General features: G+C 53.5%; 17 protein-coding genes and 1 riboswitch. Of the genes, 4 read left to right on the top strand and 13 right to left on the bottom strand.

Going from position 1 to position 20,982, the window contains the following annotated elements; all coding sequences use genetic code 11:
• Window positions 1-171 precede the first annotated feature (171 nt).
• The 3 genes from VE009_RS14130 (at window position 172) to VE009_RS14140 (ending at window position 4,825) form a co-directional block, all read left to right on the top strand.
• Window positions 172-1,830 (top strand): cache domain-containing sensor histidine kinase, encoded by a 1,659-nt coding sequence (locus tag VE009_RS14130; RefSeq protein WP_325008634.1) that lies wholly within the window; start codon window positions 172-174, stop codon window positions 1,828-1,830.
• A complete protein-coding gene (locus VE009_RS14135) occupies window positions 1,823-3,427 on the top strand; it encodes a response regulator transcription factor (RefSeq protein ID WP_325008636.1) in 1,605 nt (534 codons plus the stop codon). The genes VE009_RS14130 and VE009_RS14135 overlap by 8 nt, the downstream gene beginning before the upstream one ends.
• 120 nt (window positions 3,428-3,547) lie before the next feature.
• Entirely contained in the window at window positions 3,548-4,825 is a 1,278-nt protein-coding gene (locus tag VE009_RS14140) for an acyltransferase (protein WP_325008638.1), read from the top strand.
• Window positions 4,826-4,839: 14 nt separating this feature from the next.
• On the opposite strand, the gene VE009_RS14145 is transcribed toward VE009_RS14140, so the two are convergent.
• Complete coding sequence (locus VE009_RS14145) at window positions 4,840-6,579, bottom strand: Rieske (2Fe-2S) protein (RefSeq protein WP_325008693.1); 1,740 nt, start codon at window positions 6,577-6,579, stop codon at window positions 4,840-4,842.
• 176 nt (window positions 6,580-6,755) lie between these two features.
• Between VE009_RS14145 and VE009_RS14150 the strand changes: the two genes are divergently transcribed.
• Window positions 6,756-7,304 (top strand): TetR/AcrR family transcriptional regulator, encoded by a 549-nt coding sequence (locus tag VE009_RS14150; protein ID WP_325008639.1) that lies wholly within the window; start codon window positions 6,756-6,758, stop codon window positions 7,302-7,304.
• Here VE009_RS14150 and VE009_RS14155 read toward each other — a convergent pair.
• From VE009_RS14155 to VE009_RS14210, 12 genes are all read right to left on the bottom strand, one after another.
• Window positions 7,299-7,568, bottom strand: a complete 270-nt coding sequence (locus tag VE009_RS14155) for an SDR family NAD(P)-dependent oxidoreductase (protein WP_325008641.1) — start codon at window positions 7,566-7,568, stop codon at window positions 7,299-7,301. The two genes, VE009_RS14150 and VE009_RS14155, sit on opposite strands and share 6 nt — an antisense overlap.
• A 14-nt stretch (window positions 7,569-7,582) precedes the next feature.
• Window positions 7,583-8,632: an NAD(P)-dependent alcohol dehydrogenase gene (locus VE009_RS14160; RefSeq protein WP_325008643.1), complete on the bottom strand. Its 1,050-nt coding sequence runs from the start codon at window positions 8,630-8,632 to the stop codon at window positions 7,583-7,585.
• Between the two features lie 253 nt (window positions 8,633-8,885).
• Window positions 8,886-9,899: a biotin-dependent carboxyltransferase family protein gene (locus VE009_RS14165; RefSeq protein WP_325008645.1), complete on the bottom strand. Its 1,014-nt coding sequence runs from the start codon at window positions 9,897-9,899 to the stop codon at window positions 8,886-8,888.
• A complete protein-coding gene (gene pxpB / locus VE009_RS14170; protein WP_325008647.1) occupies window positions 9,900-10,634 on the bottom strand; it encodes a 5-oxoprolinase subunit PxpB in 735 nt (244 codons plus the stop codon).
• A 34-nt stretch (window positions 10,635-10,668) separates the two neighbouring features.
• Window positions 10,669-11,091 carry a gamma-glutamylcyclotransferase family protein gene (locus VE009_RS14175; RefSeq protein WP_325008649.1) on the bottom strand — a complete coding sequence of 141 codons (423 nt, stop codon included), beginning with the start codon at window positions 11,089-11,091 and terminating at the stop codon, window positions 10,669-10,671.
• A 45-nt stretch (window positions 11,092-11,136) separates the two neighbouring features.
• A complete protein-coding gene (locus tag VE009_RS14180) occupies window positions 11,137-12,351 on the bottom strand; it encodes an MFS transporter (protein ID WP_325008651.1) in 1,215 nt (404 codons plus the stop codon).
• A gap of 144 nt (window positions 12,352-12,495) precedes the next feature.
• Window positions 12,496-12,591: riboswitch (cyclic di-GMP riboswitch) on the bottom strand.
• A gap of 269 nt (window positions 12,592-12,860) precedes the next feature.
• Window positions 12,861-14,357: an SH3 domain-containing protein gene (locus tag VE009_RS14185; RefSeq protein WP_325008653.1), complete on the bottom strand. Its 1,497-nt coding sequence runs from the start codon at window positions 14,355-14,357 to the stop codon at window positions 12,861-12,863.
• A gap of 130 nt (window positions 14,358-14,487) precedes the next feature.
• A complete protein-coding gene (locus tag VE009_RS14190; protein WP_325008654.1) occupies window positions 14,488-15,789 on the bottom strand; it encodes a glycoside hydrolase family 1 protein in 1,302 nt (433 codons plus the stop codon).
• A 447-nt stretch (window positions 15,790-16,236) separates the two neighbouring features.
• Complete coding sequence (uidA, locus tag VE009_RS14195; RefSeq protein WP_325008656.1) at window positions 16,237-18,057, bottom strand: beta-glucuronidase; 1,821 nt, start codon at window positions 18,055-18,057, stop codon at window positions 16,237-16,239.
• 29 nt (window positions 18,058-18,086) lie between these two features.
• Entirely contained in the window at window positions 18,087-18,971 is an 885-nt protein-coding gene (locus VE009_RS14200) for a carbohydrate ABC transporter permease (protein ID WP_325008658.1), read from the bottom strand.
• Between the two features lie 12 nt (window positions 18,972-18,983).
• Window positions 18,984-19,949, bottom strand: coding sequence for an ABC transporter permease (locus VE009_RS14205; RefSeq protein ID WP_325008660.1), 966 nt, complete (start codon window positions 19,947-19,949; stop codon window positions 18,984-18,986).
• A gap of 198 nt (window positions 19,950-20,147) precedes the next feature.
• Window positions 20,148-20,982 (bottom strand): ABC transporter substrate-binding protein (locus VE009_RS14210; RefSeq protein ID WP_325008662.1); only part of this gene is annotated, 835 nt, incomplete at its 5' end.

The following is a 20,982-nucleotide window of genomic DNA, read 5'->3' on the forward strand; positions in this document are numbered from 1 at the left end:
TATAACATGCATGATTCTTTCCTCTAAGGTGGCGGGGACCAAATGGGCATAAGACATATGTCATTACGGCAAAAACTGATTCTTACGTCGATCGCTTGCCTTGTGTTGCCTACGATTTGCATGCTCTACATTACCAGCGTTTACTCCAAGTTAATCATACGGGAACATTCGTTGGGAAAAGCGACGCAGTCTCTCATGATTGTGCAATCCCAAGCGAACGCAATCCTAGAGGAAATGGTGTTCATTTCGAATTTTGTGCAATTCGACCCTGAGATTAAAACACTATTAGAAGAAGCAATAACAAACCCGGTCGCGGCTCGACAGCTTACAACGCGCCTGGAGCAAATTGCCGGAGAAAAAAGCGATTTGCGGCTGACGCTGCTGACTCGGGACGGTCGGGCGTATTCCGACTATTCATTTTACGATTTTAAACCGCAGCGTTTTGTCCAACAGGACTGGTTTCCTGCGGCGAATAAACTATCCGCCTACGAGACCCTGTTTTTAGGCGGTTTGGAAAATTACTTGCCGCCGCAATACCCGGACCAGAAATACGTTTACATGACGGCTCGGGCGTTAACCGAAGCCATCGGTCGCCCGCCTTTCGCTTACTTGATCGTCAGCCGTACGGAAGATTCCTTCCGGAAGCTCTTCGCCGACTTGGAGGAGGAAGTGTTCCTGCTGGATGAGAGTAACAGAATTATATCGAATCGCAATACGCGCTTGATCGGTTCCCGTTTCGAAGACGTGCTGTCCCAAGAACCGCTCGCGTCGCCGAGCATCATTCAACTCCAAGGAGAAAACCAGCTGTACCTTTCCCTCCCCCTCCGTTACGCGAAATGGCGGCTGGTCAGTTTAGCTCCTTATGAACAACTGACGGGAAAATTGAACGGAATTTATCGCTCGGGGCTGTTTCTTCAAGCTCTTTTCGCGGGATGTTTTTTACTCGCGCTAACCTATTTGTTAAGGCGCTTCACGAAACCGGTGCGCGAATTGGGGGAAGCGGCCAAGAAAGTCGAATCGGGTGATTTGAGCGTTCGGTCGAACATCCGCGGCCGCGACGAAATCGGCAGGCTCGGCCGTTCGTTCGACCTTATGCTCGATCGCATTGAGCAAATGCTCAACCAGGTTGAAATGGAGCAAGAATTGAAGCGGCAGGCGGAATTAGCGATGCTGCAAGCTCAAGTCCATCCGCATTTTTTATTTAATGTACTAAGCTCGATCCGATTGAAGTTGTTGATGAAGGGCGACGAAGAAACCGCCTTCATCGTGGAATCCTTGTCCTCGCTGCTTCGCGCCAGCATCTCGAAACAGGAGGAGTTCGTGACGCTCTTCGCGGAAATCGAATCAGCGAAACAATACATGGATTTAATGAGATTTACGCTTCGGTTTCCTGCTGAAACCCGGTTGGAGATTCACGCGGATTTGTTCTCCGTGACGGTTCCGCGGTTCATCCTGCAACCCATTATCGAAAATGCTTACAAGCACGGATTTACTCAGCACGGCGGGATTGTATTCATAAGGGTAGAGAAAACCGATGAATCCCTGAAAATTACGGTCGAAGATAACGGTTTGGGCATGACTGCCGAAACGTTAGCCGAATTAAACAAACGATTGAGATACCGAAAGCGCCAAGTTATCGAGCACATGTCCTCCAATGAACGCGGTCGGATCTCGCCATCCGGCATAGGTCTTTATAATGTCTTTAGCAGGTTGAAGCTGTTATACGGAGATCGTTTTGAGATGAACATTCAAAGCGCCCAAGGCCAACGGACCACCGTTGAACTGCTTTTGCCCGTTGAGCGTACGGAGGAGGGGGAAAATCATGTATAAAGTCGTCGTCGCCGATGACCATTTCCCGGTCTTGGATTATTTAAGTACACGCATCCCTTGGGGGCAGCTTGGGCTTGAATTGACGGCTGTCTGTTCGAACGGAGGGGAAGCTTGGGAAGCTTGTCAAATGAACCGTCCGGATATTCTCGTCACGGATATCGGCATGCCCCTTATGGACGGGCTGGATTTAATCGAGAAGGCGCGCGAGATGAACCCTCAGCTGAAGGCTGTGATCTTATCCTGTCACGAAGATTTTCAATACGCGCAGCGAGCCGTAAAATTAAATGTAAGCGATTATATTCTAAAGGAGAGCCTTCGAATCGAGCAGGTCGTTTCCGTATTGGATCACCTGACGAAACGATTAACTGAAGAGAGACAAGCGGAAGATAACCGCCTCAGCTTACAAAACGTAGTGCTGCAAAATCTCTCCGCCATTCGCACCCGGTTTATCCGGAAGTTACTTGAACAGCCGGTTTGGAACGAAGCGGAATGGGCCGATGAAGCGGAGCGAATGGGGATACGGCTCCGAGACGGAATTCCTTACCTGCCGATCGCCGTATTTCCGGAACGCGCGGCCGAACTGGAGGAAAGATTCGGCGGGGCGATGAACATGCAGTTCGTCATCGATAACGCCCTGCAGGAATCGGTTCGTTACGAGGGACACGTATTATTCGTACCGAACGAGCATCGATATCTCTTTCTATTCCCCTTCCCTCCAACGTTAAAACGGAATCTGCATGAAGAGATTCGGACGGAACTGCTGCGCGTCCAACAACTGATGCACCGGCATCTGCGTATCGCCGTCTCCTTTTACTGCGGCGAAGTCAGCAACGATTTAGTCCAGTTGAAAAAACAAATCCAAGAGCTGTTTGAAGCGAAAACGTTCCGCTTTTATGCGGGCGAAGGAGTGTATACGAAACTGTTCCCCGCGGCCGCCGCGAAAGAAGATATTTTCCTGCACTACTCCAGAGCTTTCCAAGAGTTGAAAGACTGTGTGCTGCACGGCGATTCGGAGCTGATTGCCCGTACGGTTACGGAATGGGGAAAGTTTATTAAAAGCCGATTGTATCCGGTGGAAGCTGTGAAAAGTTGGGTTCTAAAAATAGCCATGGAGATTGAACTGAAATATACGGTCATGCAAAATTTTGTAACCAACTTCAATACCGAACTGCAGCAGCGTACGATCGCCTCGATCGAAACCTTAGATCACCTGCTGGAATGGCTGCACATCTTTGTCAAAGAAAAAGCGGATATTATCAAAAACTTGAGGAATCATTCCGTACGCAGGGAGGTCGCCGAAGCGCAACGGTACGTGCAAACTCATGTGGGGGAGAAGGTCTCCATGGAGGAAATGGCGCTTCGCTTGAATCTGAATCCATCCCATTTCAGCCGAATTTTTAGGCAAGAGACGGGAGTAACGTTCGTCGAATTCGTCACGCGAACGAAAATGGAAAAGGCGCGAGAGCTGCTTAGCCATTCCGACTTGACCGTTGCGGAAATTGCGGAGCAACTCGGGTATGAGCACGTCAGCTATTTCATTAAACTATTCCGGAATCATTCCCGGATGTCTCCGAACGAGTTCCGGAAATCGATGTAAGTTGCGGTTTCCCAAAGTTGTGAAAGAAACACAAAGAAACGGAGAATCCGACAAAAACGCGCACTCGGCGCTATGGTAAGATCAAGCTACATCCACAGGATAAGGCAGGGATCTTAGCCGATGCGAACCCATTTAGCCGGCGCGGACGGACTCCGCGCGATCGCTTGCTTGGCTGTAATCGGCCACCACTTCTCGCAGCGGCTGGCCATGCCGCAGCAGCCGGCATGGCTGCAGGAGCTGCAGGCCTTCGCGCTGCTCGGCAACGTCGGAGTCAGCGTCTTTTTTGTATTGAGCGGTTTTTTGCTGTCCTACCCGTTCTGGAGGAGCTATGTGGAGAACGAGGCATACCCGAGTCTCCGCGCCTACGCGCTTCGTCGGGCTGCCCGCATTATCCCGGGTTACTATGTCTCGCTGTTGTTTTGCGCGGCGGTCGCGGCCGCGATGAATATTCCGGTGGAGGCCTTCTGGACAAGGCTCATTGCGGGCCTTACCTTCACGGCCGGTTTTCACTATACGACGTTCTTTCCATCCGAGCTGAATGGGCCCCTCTGGTCTATTAGCTTCGAAGTGTTCTGCTATTTGCTGATGCCGCTGTTCATGTGGGGACTTTTCCGCGCGTTCGGCCGGCGCCGCTCGTTCCGGACAGCGTTCTTGTACTGGGGCGGTGCACTGACCTTCGTCTTTATCGCCAATCAAGGGGTGCACGCTTGGCTGACGCCGGAGGAGGAGGGGCGCGGCTGGCAGCACGGGCTCATCGGCGGGGCGAAATATTGGATGCCGAATTACAATCCAATAGGGTTCTTTGGCCATTTTGCCTTGGGCATTCTTTCCGCGGGCGCGGCCATCCGTCTAGGCAGGCAAACAACCGAGCGTATGCGGCTGTTTCGGGATCGGGGCGGGATGGATTGGATCGCCGGCGGCGCACTCCTTGCGGCAGGAGCGCTGCTGTGGCTCCTCCGTCGCGAACCTGAATTCAGCTTCAGCCTGCAGCAGCAGCCTTATTACTTTCCGCTGTTCCCAGGACTGGTAGCACTCTTTCTGGCGGCCGCCCCTCATTCGAAACGTGTCGGCGGTTTCCTCGACAATGCTTTTTTCCGGTTTACGGCAAAGCTATCCTTCGGTTTGTATATATGGCATTACACGCTGATCACGCTCGTCGAGCGGTATGCGATGACGGATTACCGGTACATGGGAGTCGTAGAGTGGCACACCTGGCTCGAGGTTTCCCTAGCACTCCTCGGAGTGTCGTATGCGGTTGCCGCTGTATCGTTTTATGCCCTGGAACAGCCATGTATCCGGATCGCCCGCAGATGGGAACATCGTATGCGGCCATTCCGTAAGGATTCGACGGAGAATGCCATGATGCGTACGTCGACAAAGGAGTCAGCCCAAGGCTGACTCCTCCGTAAAATCTACTCCTGCTGCTCTTCCTCGAACAACCGCTCGCCGCGGTACAAGCGCCAGGCGATCTTGGCCGTATGCGGGAGCTCCCGCGCGCTCGGCGCATGCGCGGCCAAATAGCGGGCGCACGCGATCAGGCACGTCTCCTTCGCCTGCGCCGCGAAGGCGTCGGAACGCGTATCCCAATGATCATATTCGGCAACCGCGGCCTCGTAAAGCTGGAACGTATGGAAATCGGCGTCCTCGCGCAGCAGACAGAGCCCCAGCGTGCCGAGCAGCCCCTGCGGGTCCCGCCCTTCGGCGAGGTAGCCCGCGACCCAGCTTGCCGCTTCGTCCACCTGCTGCCTGCGGTCCATCAAGTCGAGCAGCTCCTCCGTTTCGAATCGGCCGACGGCCGGCTTCGGCCTCGGAGCCCGCGGAACGTTGAGGAACCGGTCATGGTAGATCGCCATGGCCCCGTAATATAACGCTCGATTCAGCAGCGGCTCCTTCGTGCGGCGAAGTCGTTCGTGTACCGCATGCGCATAGGTGAAAGTATGCAGCACGGAGACCCAGTCGCCGAACTCGTTTTGCGTGTGGAAGCGGACGATCCGCTCGGCCGCCGCCAAACAAATCAGCTGCGCGAGCCGCACCGGCGATATTCCCTGCTGCAGATGCCGAGTGAGCCGATCGATGGTTTCGAGCGGACGATCGCCGAGAAGCAAGTCGATGAACTCCCGCTCATCCAGCGGGTCGGCCGGCGCCGCAGTCGCAGTCGGAAGCTCCAATTGTTCGAATGCTTGTTTGATGGGGGAGACGAGATCGAGCGGCGCCTGCCAATGATGAAGCTCTTCGCTGCGCGTCGGCGAACCGATGAGCGGAACAAGCGAGGCGAGAATCGGCTCCGCGAGCTCGCCGCTCAGACGTTCCAGCGCTTCGAACGCCTTATTGTGAAAATCGAAGGTATGCCCGCCGTCCAAGTAGAAATGGTCCGTCACCGAAATCAGCATCATATCCGCCAGTTGTTCGGACGAGGTGCCGCACGCGATCGCCGTCGACAGCACCTTCTCCGCCCCTTGGGTGTCGCGCACCTCGACGCAGCCGCGGTACCATTCCTTGAGTCTGTCCATTGGCGCGGCCCGGGAGGGCAGCGTGCCGAGCGAATGGCGCGGCGCACGGCCGGCGCTGGCCCTTGCGACGTGAACCAACCCGTGGTACAGCGCAAGAATACGTCCGGTTCGATCCAGCTTAGGCAGCACGTTCCGCATCGCCGTTAAGATCGTTAATCCCGCACCCCAGCCGTTGCCTTGCGATACGCCGAACGCGACGCCGATCCGAACGATGTCGTCCGCCGACACGCCGGCTTCGATTAAGCCGACGACCGCTTTCGCAATGACGATGCCGATATTTTGCTCCAACCCTTCCCGCAGCCGCCGCTTCAAATTATCCGCATCCCGAACGTTTCTCGGTTTAGAGCTGACCCAGACGTCCTCGTTCTCCACTTTCACGTCGTACGCGGGCACATCGTCCGCCCAAGGATCCAGCGTCCCCCCGCTGCAAATATCGAATCGCGCGTGATGCCAATGGCATGTGAGCAGTCCGTTGCAAACGCTTCCCAAATGAAGCGGAAAGCCAAGATGAGGGCATCGATTGTCGATCGCTCTTACCTGCCCCTCGTGATAAAATACCGCGATCCCGCCTTTCACCACTTTGGAGCCTGCCTGCTTCAACTCGTCCAACGTCCCTGCGCGAACCCATTCCGTCGAACTTATGACCGTCTCCCCCCATCCAAGTTTTTCCTACTTCATAAGTATACAATATTTTCCCGAAATCGGGGCCAAATGCAACGAACGCAACAGAGGAGCGGTAAACAAAATAAATTGTTTATTCGACATCCGTCGATTATTATATAGTAATAATTTGTACTGAATGCGGGGGAATATCTTCGATGACCAAAGTGGATCGGCGCATTCTTAAGACGCAGGAAGCATTGAAGCGAGCGGTTCTTGAACTGATGGCCGAAAAAAATTTCGACGACATTACCATACAGGATATCGCGGATCGGGCCAACGTAAACCGCGGGACCATTTATCTTCATTATCAGGATAAATACGATCTGTTGGATAAGCTCATCGAAGCGCACTTGAACGAATTAGGGGAGATGGACGAGTGGGCATGTAAAATGGATTGGGTCGACGCCCTTATCCCTTATTTTGAATATTTCGAGAAGCATTATTTATTTTTCTCGACGATGCTGGCAAGCAAAGGGGCCCCCTTCTCCTTCAGAACGCGTCTTCTTTCTTCTTTTATGGAAGGATTCAAAGCAGAGATCGACAGAGAGAGCGGAAAAAACGCGGATGTAAGCGATGACGTGTTGCTGCAGTTCGCCGGGACAGCTTACGTCGGGGCGATCGAATGGTGGATCAGAAACGGAATGCCCCACCCGCCGCAAGCGATGGCCAAACAAGTCGGAATTTTATTAGGAAGAACTTTATAATCCAGAAAATAGACCGGTCCGTCGAACGGTCCATAGCTGGACGAAAGAAACATCTAACGTCGACTCTCTAAGCTTTTTTGCTGCTTCATGACCTTTTCCCGGATCCCGGCTTCCCAAGACGACCTCATACCCATTCGAAGCCAATTGCTTGACCGATTCGTATCCGATTCCTCGATTCCCGCCGGTGACGTGCGCCCCATTCCGCTTTAGATCGGCGCAGCCGCTCCAACGAAAGAGGCACACCGGTGTAGGCGTGCCCCACATATTTACTAGGATCGTTACTCGTTCTCCATCGTGCTGATGTCGATCACGAAACGATACCGGACATCCGAAGCCAATACGCGTTCCCAAGCTTCGTCGATTTGGCTCGCGGCGATCACTTCGATCTCTGGAGCGATGTTGTGTTCGGCGCAAAAATCCAACATCTCCTGCGTCTCGCGTATACCGCCGATCATCGATCCGGCGAAAGACCGGCGATGAGGGATCAGCGAGAATACCTGAACAGGCAGCGGTTCCGACGGCGCGCCGACGTTGACCAGCGTACCATCCAGCGCCAGCAGCGATAAGAAGGCGTTGATATCGATCTTCGCGCTCACGGTATTTACGATCAGGTCGAACGAACCGGCCAGTTTCTTGAACGTCTCCGGATCGTTCGTCGCATAATAATGATCCGCGCCAAGCCGCAAACCGTCTTCTTTCTTCTTCAAGGTTTGAGATAACGCCGTAACCTCCGCCCCCATGGCGCGAGCGAACTTAACTGCCATATGGCCAAGCCCGCCGAGCCCCACGACGGCTACCTTTTTGCCCGGAGCGGCTCCCCAATGCCGCAGCGGCGAGTACGTCGTGATGCCGGCGCACAGCAGCGGCGCAGCGGCGTCAAGCTCGATTCCGTCAGGAATCCGAACCACGAAGTCTTCGGTTACGACGATGCGGGTGGAGTAGCCGCCCTGCGTATACTGCCCGTACCGGTCGATGGCCCCGTAAGTGCCGGTCATTCCGTTCAGGCAATACTGCTCTTCTCCATCACGGCAGTGGACGCACTCCCTGCAGGAGTCGACCATGCAGCCTACCCCTACGCGATCGCCGACGGCAAACTTGGTCACTTCCGAACCGACCTGGGCGACGATTCCGGCGATCTCGTGCCCCGGCACGAGGGGGTATTGCACCGGGCCCCAGTCGCCGCGAGCGGTATGGATGTCGGAGTGGCAAATACCGGCGTATTTAATCTCAATGAGGACGTCGTACGGTTGTAGGTCTCTGCGCTCGATTACGGTCTGTTCGAACGGGCCATGAGCGTTGAAAACGGCGCGAGCATTGGCAGTAATCATATTGATCCCCCTGTGAATGAAATTTCAAATAACGAACCCTAAATGAATAAACAAAAGTGATTGTCTATTCAACTAATGTCTATTATATAATTAGACCATCGGCAATCAATGGTTAAAACAACGCGATTTGTTGATATTTCAACGTAAGAAGCAAAAGTGTCGATTATCTCGATACGAAGAGTTGATTGTCTGCTGCCTTGACATCGCGAACAGGAGCCCTGCGCATATTGCACAGGGCCCCTTAAAGAACCGTCTAATCCGACTCAACAAGATTCACGAGCAATCGGAGAACCTCTAGCTTTCGTTCGCGGGCGATCCATAGGGCTTCGGCTTCTTGCGTACTGATCAACCGGAAACGCGCTCGCTCGCCGGGACGCATCTGGGCAATGACAGGAAGGTCCACGGACGCCACCTGCGCGATCCTAGGGTAGCCTCCCGTCGTCTGGCGATCCGCCATAAGCACGATCGGCCGACCGTCAGGAGGCACCTGCACAGTGCCCATCGTGACCGCTTCCGAGAGCATATCCGTCCTAGACTCTAAGTGTATAGGCGGTCCACTGAACCGTGCACCCATACGATCCGATTCAGCCAGCATCACGAACGGCTGCAGCAAGAATCGGTCCCGGCTTTCGCCAGTGAATCGCTCCCACTCGCATCCTTGCATGACGCGCACTTCGGCAGCGCCATTCCCGAGCTTCGCCATGCCCGGAGTTCTCCATTCGGCACCGAGAAACCAGGCTCCGGCATGGTAACGGTCTATGTCGCCCTTCTCCTCCGGGTTCGTGCGCCGCCGCGGCATGTTCGAAACGATCTCCAACCGATCTCCTGCCCGCAGCGTTCTTCCCTCTAAGCCGCCGAAGCCGTTGCGCACAGCCGTCGAACGGCTTCCCAGCACCTGCGGAACCGAGATTCCGCCGCGGAACGCAACGACTGTGTGGTAACCTTCCGACGCCGTCCCGAACGTGATCGTGCATCCCTTCGGAATCGTTACCGGCCTCCACATCGGCAGAGGATCGCCGTCGACGCGCGCATGCATGTCCGCTCCGCATACCGCCGCAACGACTTCTTCCTCCGTCACCATTTCAGCTCCCGATAGAGTCATTTCCAATGCGGCCGCATCGTCGGGATTGCCTACCAGGATGTTGGCTAACCGCAGCGACAATTCGTCGACCGCCCCGCCGACGGAGACCCCGAACCGCTGCCACCCCGTTCTTCCTCGATCCTGCACTGTAGTGAACAGACCAGGCTTCATGATCGTCAATGTCAATTACATGCCCCCGCTTCCATCCCCATGAGAGACTGGTTTGAAATAAACCGTGTCCCCTGCAGTCAAAACACTCGGAGGCGTCCGATCCGGTTGAAACAGCGGCAGCGGCGTGCGCCCGATCAAACGCCACCCGCCGGGCGATGCGAACGGATATACGCCCGTCTGGCTTCCGGCGATTCCGACGCTTCCTGCCGGGACGCGTTCTCGCGGAGTCGACAGGCGCGGCGCCGATATGCGCTCGGACATCCCGCCGAGATACGGAAACCCGGGCATAAAACCGATCATATACACCTTATACGACCGTGACGTGTGGATGCTTACGACGTCCTCGGCGGAAAGTTGATTGCGCTCGGCTACGAACGGCAAATCCGGTCCGCACTCCGAGCAGTAACAGACGGGAATTTCCACCGCGTTCTCGGTAAGCGCGCCTGCGCCTGCACCTGCGACAGCCGCCGCTCGAGCGCGGACGCGCTCCGAGCGCTCCTCTAACCACCGCACCACTTGCGACTGCGCATCTCTTACCTTCCAACTCGTTTTAACGACAGCGATCGGATCGTAATATACGGCCGCCGCTCCATAAGACGGGACCGCTTCTACAAAACCGGGAAACGGTTGTTCCTCCAGAATGCGCGTGAATTCTAACACCTTACGATGCGTATCCGGATCGATGCCGCCTCCGTAATGGACAATGAACGCCCGCTCCCCCAATGGAACGATCCTCACACCATTTTCCAATCCCTATGCCCCCTTCCATGCCCCGCAGGAGCTTTTAGACAGGCGCCCAAGCCGTCAGCAAATCGCCTCTCGGACGTTCCGCGACGCTTCTCCACGACCCGGACGCGATTTCCGGGAAGCTCTTCGGGTCTTGCCTTACATATAAATAAACCCAGCCTTCGCGATTTCCGTCGATATCGACGACGCGCACGCGCTCATATTCGTTGCGGAGGTCTCCCGGTCCGTAAAATTGCTCCAATCGGTCCAACGCCGGCAGACCGGCTTCGCGGATGATCATCCATTCGCCGACGATCATGCCGTCAGCGCGGCTCTCGGACAGCATGAGCGCGGGATACGGTCCGACATTGTACAGCTTCCCTCGGATCGCGCCAGGTTCGGCAGCTAACAAATAAGGAGCGATAATATGATGGTTGGCTTCCCCTGTTAACAACGTGCCATATACAAAAAGGCTAATCATGGCCAAAACCCCTCTCGTAAAGTTGTCCTTGGGCCGACAAGGCCGTCAGGCCTCCGTCGCATTGCGGCGTTCATTCGGAAGCAGCAAAGCCAACACGCCTAGCAAAGGAAGGTACGCGCACAGCCGCATAACGAATTCAATGCCTCTCGCATCGGCCGCCCAACCGAGCACGGCCGAGCCGAGACCTCCGAGACCGAACGCCAGACCGAAAAACAATCCGGAAATGAGTCCGACATTCCCCGGAATCATCTCTTGCGCATAGACGACGATAATCGAAAACGCCGACGACATCACGAACCCCGCGCAAATGACAAGCACGCCGGAAGCGAACAAATTTGCGTACGGCATCAACAGACAAAACGGCGCCGCCCCGAAAATAGATAGGAAAATGACGTTCCGGCGGCCGAACCGGTCCGCAATCGGCCCTCCGACCAGCATCCCGATCGCCGACGCGAACAAAAACGCAAACAGCAGCAACTGCGCATGCGCGATCGGCAAACCGAAGCGATGAATCAAATAAAACGAATAGTAGCTAGTAATGCTGGAAACATATACATACTTGGAAAAAAGCAAAAATACGAGGATCGCGACCGTCCAAGCGATCTGGCGCCGAGATAATGCCGCGGAGCGGCTTGCGCGCTGCGCCCCGCGCTTGGCATGCATCGTCATGTGATTGCGATACCAGCTTGCCACGTACATCTGGATCACGATGCAGGCCGATGCCGCTATCGAAAACCAGATGACGCCGAACTGCCCCAATGGGACGAACACCACCGCCGTCATTATCGGTCCTAGGGAGGTACCGATCGTGCCGCCGACTTGAAATATCGACTGCGCGAGTCCTCGCCTGTTCCCGGCGGCCATATAAGCGACCCGGGAAGACTCCGGGTGAAAGACGGCGGATCCGATGCCGATGGCGATCACGGCGAGCAAAATGACGCCGAAGCTCGACGCCAAGGATAGAGTAACGATACCGGTCAACGTGAAGACGACCCCGATCGGCAATACATTTGGCCGGGGATGCGCATCCGCCGCTTTCCCGACCACCGGTTGCAGCAATGCGGCGGTCGTGCTCATGCAGAAGGCGATCAGCCCGATCTGCTTATACGTCAGTTGCAGAGATTCTTTCAAAATCGGAAATAGCGCCGAAACGGTCGACTGCATCGCATCGTTCAATAAATGTACGATACTGATGGCGATCAGAATCGGAAAAGCGGTCGGCGTTACGGCAGGCATCGATTTCGTTTGAATGCCGGACATTCGTTTGCGATCTTCCTCCTCTCATAAAGTCTTTTTTAAAGCGAAAATTGGTTCCCCTGCATCCCCCCTTTCCCAAAAAAAGCGCGCAAAAAGCCCCCATCCAGCTTACGAGACATAGAAAGATAGACGGAGGCTTCCGTCGTATTCGGCAACTGGCTGGCATCGCGGTCTTTAGGCAAATCCGCATTAGCCCCTGTAGCTTTGCGTCGCCACTTTTCAGTGGGTTTGCTATTGTCGTACGAAGTATGAAATTGTCAAAAAAGGCAATATTGTGTATGTGATATACACTATACTAAGATATTAAATCATTTTCAATAGAGAATTAATATAACGTTTTGTAAATTGCCCAATCTCCGCGAGCCAAGGGGATCGCAAGTCCGACGTTCATGAGCCGGTCGCCGCCGGTAAGCATGGCCAAACAAAAAGACAGGAGCATCCTGTTTCGCTCCTGTCCTTGCATTCTCCGCCACATCGAATTTGTCGCAGTTCTATTGCGGGTGCCCGTATTCTTAAAATACGCTCCCGCCGAAGAGGAATCGGTATTCCCAATGCCTGCCCTCAAAGGAGTCTACCCGGACGCCGCCGGCATCTTCGGAGTACGTATGAAGCACTTTGCCGTTCCCGATGTAGATTCCGTCGTGCGTGATCCGTTGGCTGCTTTTGTTGATCCCGCTATAATTTGATGCCCTTGATCCTTTGTACGACATGAAGAACATGATGTCCCCCGGCTTCAATTGTCTCCAGTCGGACGTTGTTTTTCCGATTCTACGTACGTAATCCCCCTGTGTTCGGGAGTTTGAAGGCAGCGTGATTCCTGCCCCGTCAATATAGGCTTGTCTAACAAAATCGGAACAGTCGAACGTCCTTGTGTTACTGCGGCTCGAGCCGAATTCATAGGGCGTCCCCAAATACTTCATGCCGGCGTCGATGACATTCCTTACAGCTGCGTTAGTCGCCGGTGCCGGCGCTGTCGGGGCCGGGGTTGCCGGGGCGGGGGTTGTCGGTGCCGGGGTTCCCGCATTTGCATTATTCCCCGTAATATTTACGTATTTGCTCGAAGAAGATACGTACCCGACTCGGCCGTTCGCATCCCGCACTTTCAACCAGTAGCGGTTGACGTTCTCGAGAATTTGAAGCCTTTCCCCTTCTCTTGCGTATCGGATTTTGTCCCCCTGCACCGACGGCCTCTCGCGCAGCGTCACGGATCGTTTGACTTCGGCAACCGCTGCATTGGCATTCGAGGAGGGTGGATTTGTCGCCGGTGCCGGCGCTGTTTTAATATCTACGTATTTACTTGAAGAAGATACGTACCCGACCCGGCCGTTCGCATCCCTTACTTTCAACCAATACCGATTGACGTTCTCGAGAACATCGAGTCTTTCCCCTTGTCTTGCGTACCGGATTTTGTCCCCTTGTACCGACGGCCTCTCGCGCAGTGTCACCGTTCGTTTGACTTCGGCCACCGCTGCGTTGGCATTCGTCGTATGCAGCATTCCGACGGATGACCCTTCTTCCGATGCCATTTGGTTCGTAGTCGCCCCGTCATTCGTAACGGGATGAACGACTACATGATTGTCTTGTACGGAGTACCGAATCTCCCGCTGGAAGAGCTCCGAAAGTGCGGAAACGGGGACATGCGGTTTCCCGTTGATCAGCACCGGACGGCCTGATAGCTGAACCGGCTTTTCATCGATTTCCGCACGCGATTGATTCATGGCGATTTCGAAAATGACATCGGTATCCCCAATGCTAAGTACTTGCGCATTCGGGTTCCAGTTCGTACGATACCCGATCGCTTCCGACAAGTCCTGGATCGGGACATATTCATTGTTAACTAATGGGATGCGGCCGCTGTCTTCCGATGCAAGTGGAAGCTGCTGTCCTCCCCCTCCCCTTTCCGCACTTTGGATTTCCATATTGTCATTGGTATTGCCATTGCAAGCTGTCTGCAGGAGTAATGCCGCCATTAGCAGGCTTAACACATAACAGCGCATATCTTTGCGCATCAACTTCTACCCCTTTGTCAATTGGTTTTAGGGATAGGTTGAGTAAATAATGCAAAACTATGCAACATTTCCACGAATACACTCCTAAGAAAAAGGAGTACCCGATTCGTCGCGGGTACTCCATCCTCGATCACAATATAGATTCCGAAAAACCTACCCTTATATTGCCTAAAACGGACAAACTTTCCTTAGGATATCTGGTTTGCGTCGCTCGATCGACGGCGATCAAACCAAACTTTTGGTCATAACCGAGCTGCCATTCGAAGTTATCCAATAAGGACCAATGCATATATCCGATGACGCGAATGCCCTCTTCCACGCATTCGTGGACACCCTTCAACGCCCGCTTGATGAACTCTACGCGGTCCGCATCTTGATCGGTCGATATACCGTTCTCCGTAATCATAATCGGTTTATCCCAATGCTTCGATACGAATCGCAGCACGCCGGCCAACGCTTCCGGGTAATACTCGTAGCCCATTTTCGTTTTCCTGGCGGCCGGATCCAATGGAACAACGCCGTTCGGGCCATGGATTTTCCGGGAATAATTTTGGACTCCTAAGAAGTCGTCCTCTTGAAGATAAGGCAGGTAATGAAGGAAGTCGTCATGCTGCTCCGCTTTCACAAATTCCTCCCCGCCCGGAAGCGCCTGATGGTCATACAGCGAGAACGTAATGCCGACCTTGATATGGGGCTGCGCTTCTTTAATCGCTTGCCGCGCTCGCACATGGCATTTCATGATGAGCAGATCGCCATCGTCCGTTCGGTGAGATAGAAACGGATGGACCATCCTCGGGTCCATGCCGAACGACTGGCCCAGTGCCCTGTAGTACGTCTCCATCTTTACTTTCATATCCATATTCAGACCAACCTGAATGTCCCCGTCGGCAGCCGAATCCGCCTTGTCCTCTTTCGCCCCCGTCATCCTTTTCATAATTTTGGCGATTTGCTTCCCCATATTCGCTTCATTGATGGTACAAACGTAAGGAATGAGGCCGCCCAGCTCCGACACGACGAATGTACAGTAATTGGCGAAATATTCCGCTGTCGCTTCGCTCTCCCAACCGCCTTCTGCGATCAACCATTTCGGCGAGGAGAAATGATGCAAAGTCACTATAGGCGTTACGCTCAAGCGATGGCAAAATTCAAGAACGTCTCGATAATGCTCGATTTCCTCCCGGTCAAAGTACCCTTTGGAGGGTTCGATTCTAGCCCACTCGATAGAAAACCTGTATGCATTGAGGCCCGCATCCGCCAATAGTTGGATATCCTCCCGAAAGCGGCGGTAATGATCGACAGCATCCAATGATGGCTCTTTGAACGTAGTGCCAGGGAGGTGTTCCATCAGCCAAAAATCGCTGTTTACATTATTCCCTTCTACTTGATGCGCGGCGGTAGCGGCCCCGATCAAAAAATCGTCATGAAACTTCACTGAAACTCCTCCTTCATCGGCAATTAATTACTTTCCGCTCCCGGTAATCCGCTGTCGCTTCCTTATAATAGGGAGTGGGAACAGGACCTTGCAAAATCGGGTCCCCGACTTGTTCGAGCCAATCCCATAGCAATCCGTTCAATTCCGAATAAGCCTCTGCATACGCCGGGGTCGTCCGCGACGTTATGAAACTCGTTCGGATCTTTCGTTAGATCGAACAACTGAACGACAGGCATTTTGTCTTTATATTCCGGCTTGGCGAGGTTAACCGGCGCTTCGACCTTCCGAGTCGGCCAAAAATTGCGGATCAGCTTATAACGTTCCGTCCGAACGGAACGGCAAATAATTCGCGAACAGAGCGCCATGCCGGCTAATCCGTCGATATTCGGCGTATGAACGTATCCACTCCATAGCACCCAGGTCGTCTCACGGGAGCACACCTACATTTTACTGGTTTACCAGCGCTGTCTTGCTTTGCTTATAGCTGAAATCCGGAATGGACGTCCATCTTCTGCGCAATTCATGCGCTGCGGCCTTCGGTTTTCGATCTCGAGTAAAGATCCCCTTCTTATTGCCTTGTACCCGGATAATGCCCTGGCTCGTTTGGAAATCCGCGAAGTTCCATACCTGCTCGCCTACGAAATGCTCGAATTCGTCGAACACCTCATGATTCGCTCGCAAATATTCGACCTGGTACTCCTCTGTAAACATAACCGGATCGACGTCGTGCAGCCCGGCGATCGTATCGGCGCCGTACTCCGTCATCATGATCGGCTTGCCGGGACAACGCTGGATCCAGCCGTTCAGCTCTTTGCGAAGCGCCATCTTGGCCATCTCGAATTCCCCGCCGAGCGCGTACCAGCCGTAGTAGCGGTTTAGGCAAATGACATCGACCAACTCCGCCACCTTGTCGCGGTCGGGAGTAGCCATCATGATGTTCACGATCGTCACCGGCCGCTTCTGTGGGTCAAGCTCCTTCGTCAATTCGACGAGCGGCCGGAAATATTCCACGGCTCCCTCCTCCTCGGAAGCGGGCTCGTTCGCGACGCACCACATCACGACTGAAGGATGGTTTTTATCGCGAGCGACAAGCTCCCGAATCGCCTCCGCATGACAATCCTGGGTTTTCAATACTTCCCAAGTGTTTCTCTTCGGTCCGCGAGTCGGCGTGACATTAAAGCTCAGATGCAGGCCGACGGCAGGCGTTTCGTCGATGACGACGATGCCTTCGCGATCGGCGAGCCGCATCATTTCCTCCGAATACGGATAATGCGCGGTGCGGAACGAGTTGGCGCCGATCCACTTCATTAATCGGAAGTCCATCACGTTGGCCGCCTCATTGATGCCTCTTCCGTTCATCGGAGTATCCTCATGCTTGCCGAAGCCCTTGAAGTAGAACGGCTTGTTGTTGATCAAAAATTGGCCGTTCTTCACTTCCACGGTCCGAACGCCAAAAGGTTGTTCATAGACGTCTACGACATTTCCGTCATCGAGAAGCTCCAATCGAAGCTGATACAAGTATGCGTTCAATGGCTCCCAAAGCTTCGCCTGATCGATCGTAAGCGTACCTGCAGCGCCTAAGCTTTCCGCAACTCGATTCCCGTCTTCGTCGATGACGGCAACCTTCACCTGCACATCGCCTTCGATATCGGTTTCATAGCGAACGATGCCTTCCGAACCGCGAAGATCGGTGACGATCGTAACGTCCTTCAGGTAGCTCTTCGGCGTCGTATAAATCTTGACCGGGCGATGAAGTCCCGCGTAATTAAAGAAGTCGAAGTACGGACTGTTTTTGACGACCTTCCCGATTCCGGGCACCTCCGTCTCGCTATAGGAACCCATAGGAAGCGTCGTTTCGTCGACGATGTTGTTCACGGCGACCGTCACCCGGTTTTTCCCCGCATGTAAATACGCATTCACTTCGGCTTCGAACGGCGTAAAGCCGCCCGTATGCTCAGTGACGAGCACGCCGTTGACATATACTTTGGCTTTATGCGTAGCGCATCCGAAGCGCAGCACGATGCGCTGCGAGAACAGCATGCTCGGCACAGCAAAGTCTCTCTCGTACCACACCCAGCCGACATGGTTCCGAATGTCGGCCGTCACCCCCGCATCATTAAACGAGGCCGGTACAGCCATGCTGATCGAATCCGTAAGCGGAGCGTTCATCCACTCTTCTTCAAAGCCTTGTCCTGCGTCAAGTTTGAATCTCCAAATGCCCCCTAAATCAATGACGTTGCGCGTTTCCGTTACGATTGGATATAGCATCCTGTTTCGCTCCTTATACGTAAATTTCTTTACCCTTTCACAGCGCCGATCATGATCCCTTTGACGAAATACTTCTGGAAGAACGGGTACGCAACGAGTATTGGTAAAGCCCCGATGACCGCAATCGCCATTTTCACCGAATCTGAAGGCATTTCCGCTAATGCGGCGCCGGCTTCCGCACCCATGGAATCTTTAATGAAGTTCATATCTTCCATAATTCGCTTCAATAAATTTTGAATGCTGAATAACTCCGGCTTCGTGATATAAATCATGCCGTTCTGCCAATCGTTCCAATACATGATGGAAATGAACATTCCGATGGTCGCCATGATCGGCGTCGATAATGGAAGAACGATCGACCAGAGCGTTCGGAACTCCCCGGCGCCGTCAAGCTGCGCGGACTCGAGCAGCGCGGCCGGAATCGTCGTCTGGAAGAAGGTCCGCATGAGCATGACGTAAAATCCGTTGGTCAACAACCCAGGAATGATGAGCGCCCAAATGGTATTTTTCAATTCGAAAAATTGCGTGTATACCAAGTAGCTAGGGACAAGTCCGCCATGAAACAGCATGGTGAAAAACACCAGAAACATAATGAGATTGCGATGCGGCGTCACGCTTCTGGATAGCGGGTAGGCAAGAAGGGCCGTAATCGTTACGCCAAGCAACGTTCCAAAGATCGTGATGAAGAGCGTGACTCCGTAAGCGCGGATAATATCCGCTCCCCTGTCGAACAAATACGTATACGCGTCAGCGCTAAATACCGTTGGATAGAAGGAATACCCGTTGGCGATAATGCTGTCCTGATCCGTTAACGATGCGGAAATTAACAGTACGAACGGGGCAATGCATGCTGCAGCAAACAAAAACAAAGCGATGTGACTAACATACGTTATTCCTTTGCCATCTTGTTTCAAGGGAATCACCTCCTAGAATAATGCATTTTCTTTGCTGTACACTCTTACCGTGTAGTTCGCTAGAAGGACGAGTATAAACCCGACGATCGATTGGTATACGCCTGCCGCCGTAGACATGCCGATGTCGCCGTGGCCTAGTAACCCGTTAAACACGTAGGTATCGATGGTAGACGTCGTTTCGAACAAAGCGCCGGAGTTCAACGGTACTTGGTAGAACAACCCGAAATCGGAGTAGAAAATCCGTCCAACGGCAAGCAACGTCAAAATGATGATGACCGGCATCAGCATCGGCAGGGTGATATGTAAAATTTGCTGCCAACGATTCGCTCCGTCCAGTCTCGCCGCTTCGAAGTACTCTTCATCGATGCCGACCAAGGCGGCAAAGAATACGATGCTGGAGAAGCCTACTCCTTTCCAAAAATGCACCAGCGTCAGAATCGTCGGCCAATAGCTTGCTTCCGTATACCAGGAAATTCCCTCCTCGTTCCCGAACCACGGCAGCACCGTCCGATTCAAGAAACCGGTTTCCGGACCCAGCACGGCAAACACCAGATAGCTGACGATAACCATTGAGATTAAGTGCGGAAGCGTAATAATAGCCTGATAGGTTTTCATTAACACTTTCTGTTTGATCTCGTTCAGCATAATGGCGGTGGCTAATGACAGGACCGTTCCGACTACGATGAAGAACACGTTGTATAGGATTGTATTTCTCGTAATGATGTACGCATCCGATGTTTTAAACAAATACTCGAAATTGGCGAGGCCGATCCAATCGCTGTTCAAGATGCCTTTCGCGAAATTGATGTCCTTGAATGCGATGACGATTCCCAGCATCGGCAAGTAATTGTTAAATAGAAAATAAAGCAGTCCGGGGATCATCATCAGTAAAAGCGGTGCATACTTTCGGTATTCGCTGGTTCGTTTCCTTACTTTCGGCTGAGCCAGCACTACGGCTGTCGGTGCGGCTTGCTTCATCGCTGCATCCCTTCCTTTGTCCAGTACTTATCTCTTATCTCCATCATAAAGGAGAGCTCGTCGGCAGGCTTTCCGCGACACGACTTATTCATTTGCAGTTTCACGACTTTCTGACGGATGCACGCCCACCCGAGGCAGTTCAACTTGCGGTTGAATAGGAAATGCCGAGTGATCGCTCACCCGGCACGGTGTGTTGAACTACTGCTTTCCAGCCGCCCATTCGTCCAATTGCTTCTGCTTCTCTGCGATGACTTTCTCGATGCCGGCCTTCTTCAGCTTGTCGATAAACTCGGGGAGCTTGTCGGCAGGGTCCACCGAGCCTGTTTCCAATACCCGCTTATACTGCTCGACCACATTACTGAGCGCTGCCGTTTCGTTTTTAAGCGCGCTTGCATTATACGAAAAGCCTAGCGCCTTGGACTTTTCCGTCGTTTGGTTAAATTCCTTCACATTCTGCCACAGGTTCGGATCTTCCGACTTCATCGTGTAGCCGATGAAGTGGTTAGGAATGATTAACGTGTTCAATGAGTAACCGACATTGGCGGCTGTCACTCCCGCCGGGTAATCGATCACATTGTCCGACACCTTCACGTAATGCTTACCTTCGACGCCCCACTTGAACAGGTTCAATACCTCTTTATCCGTGTACAGCAGATTGAGGAACATCATGGCCCGCTCGGGATCCTCGGACTGCTGGGCGATCGTCCACATGCCGGAGAGAATATGATTCGTCTCCGTGTAAGCGGGAGTCAATTGCGCATACACCAATTCCATGCCTACGGCACGGGATTCGTTCTCAACATTTCCCGGAGCGTAGTTATGCATATAGGAGAAAGCTTTTTTCGCTTTGAGGAATTCAGTCGGAACGCTTTGCGTCGTCGCTGCATCCTTGTTGATGTAGCCAGCCTTATACCACGCGCGAACTTTGTTCAATAAGTCGGCATACTCGGGCCGCTCGTAATGGTTCTCTACCTTCATCCCGTTGTCGAAGCCGGGCAGCACCCCATAGCTGTCTCCGAGACGGTCGAACGTT

It is taken from the genome of Paenibacillus sp., from assembly GCF_035645195.1.
Taxonomy (GTDB): Bacteria; Bacillota; Bacilli; order Paenibacillales; family YIM-B00363; genus Paenibacillus_AE.

Excerpts from the sequence above, each read along its gene's own strand:
- VE009_RS14180 (WP_325008651.1), bottom strand. The coding sequence starts at position 12,351 with ATGTCCGGCATTCAAACGAAATCGATGCCTGCCGTAACGCCGACCGCT.
- VE009_RS14205 (WP_325008660.1), bottom strand. The coding sequence starts at position 19,949 with ATGAAGCAAGCCGCACCGACAGCCGTAGTGCTGGCTCAGCCGAAAGTA.
- VE009_RS14140 (WP_325008638.1), top strand. The coding sequence starts at position 3,548 with ATGCGAACCCATTTAGCCGGCGCGGACGGACTCCGCGCGATCGCTTGC.
- VE009_RS14185 (WP_325008653.1), bottom strand. The coding sequence starts at position 14,357 with ATGCGCAAAGATATGCGCTGTTATGTGTTAAGCCTGCTAATGGCGGCA.
- VE009_RS14175 (WP_325008649.1), bottom strand. The coding sequence starts at position 11,091 with ATGATTAGCCTTTTTGTATATGGCACGTTGTTAACAGGGGAAGCCAAC.
- VE009_RS14155 (WP_325008641.1), bottom strand. The coding sequence starts at position 7,568 with ATGTGGGGCACGCCTACACCGGTGTGCCTCTTTCGTTGGAGCGGCTGC.
- VE009_RS14160 (WP_325008643.1), bottom strand. The coding sequence starts at position 8,632 with ATGATTACTGCCAATGCTCGCGCCGTTTTCAACGCTCATGGCCCGTTC.
- VE009_RS14135 (WP_325008636.1), top strand. The coding sequence starts at position 1,823 with ATGTATAAAGTCGTCGTCGCCGATGACCATTTCCCGGTCTTGGATTAT.
- uidA (WP_325008656.1), bottom strand. The coding sequence starts at position 18,057 with ATGCTATATCCAATCGTAACGGAAACGCGCAACGTCATTGATTTAGGG.
- VE009_RS14150 (WP_325008639.1), top strand. The coding sequence starts at position 6,756 with ATGACCAAAGTGGATCGGCGCATTCTTAAGACGCAGGAAGCATTGAAG.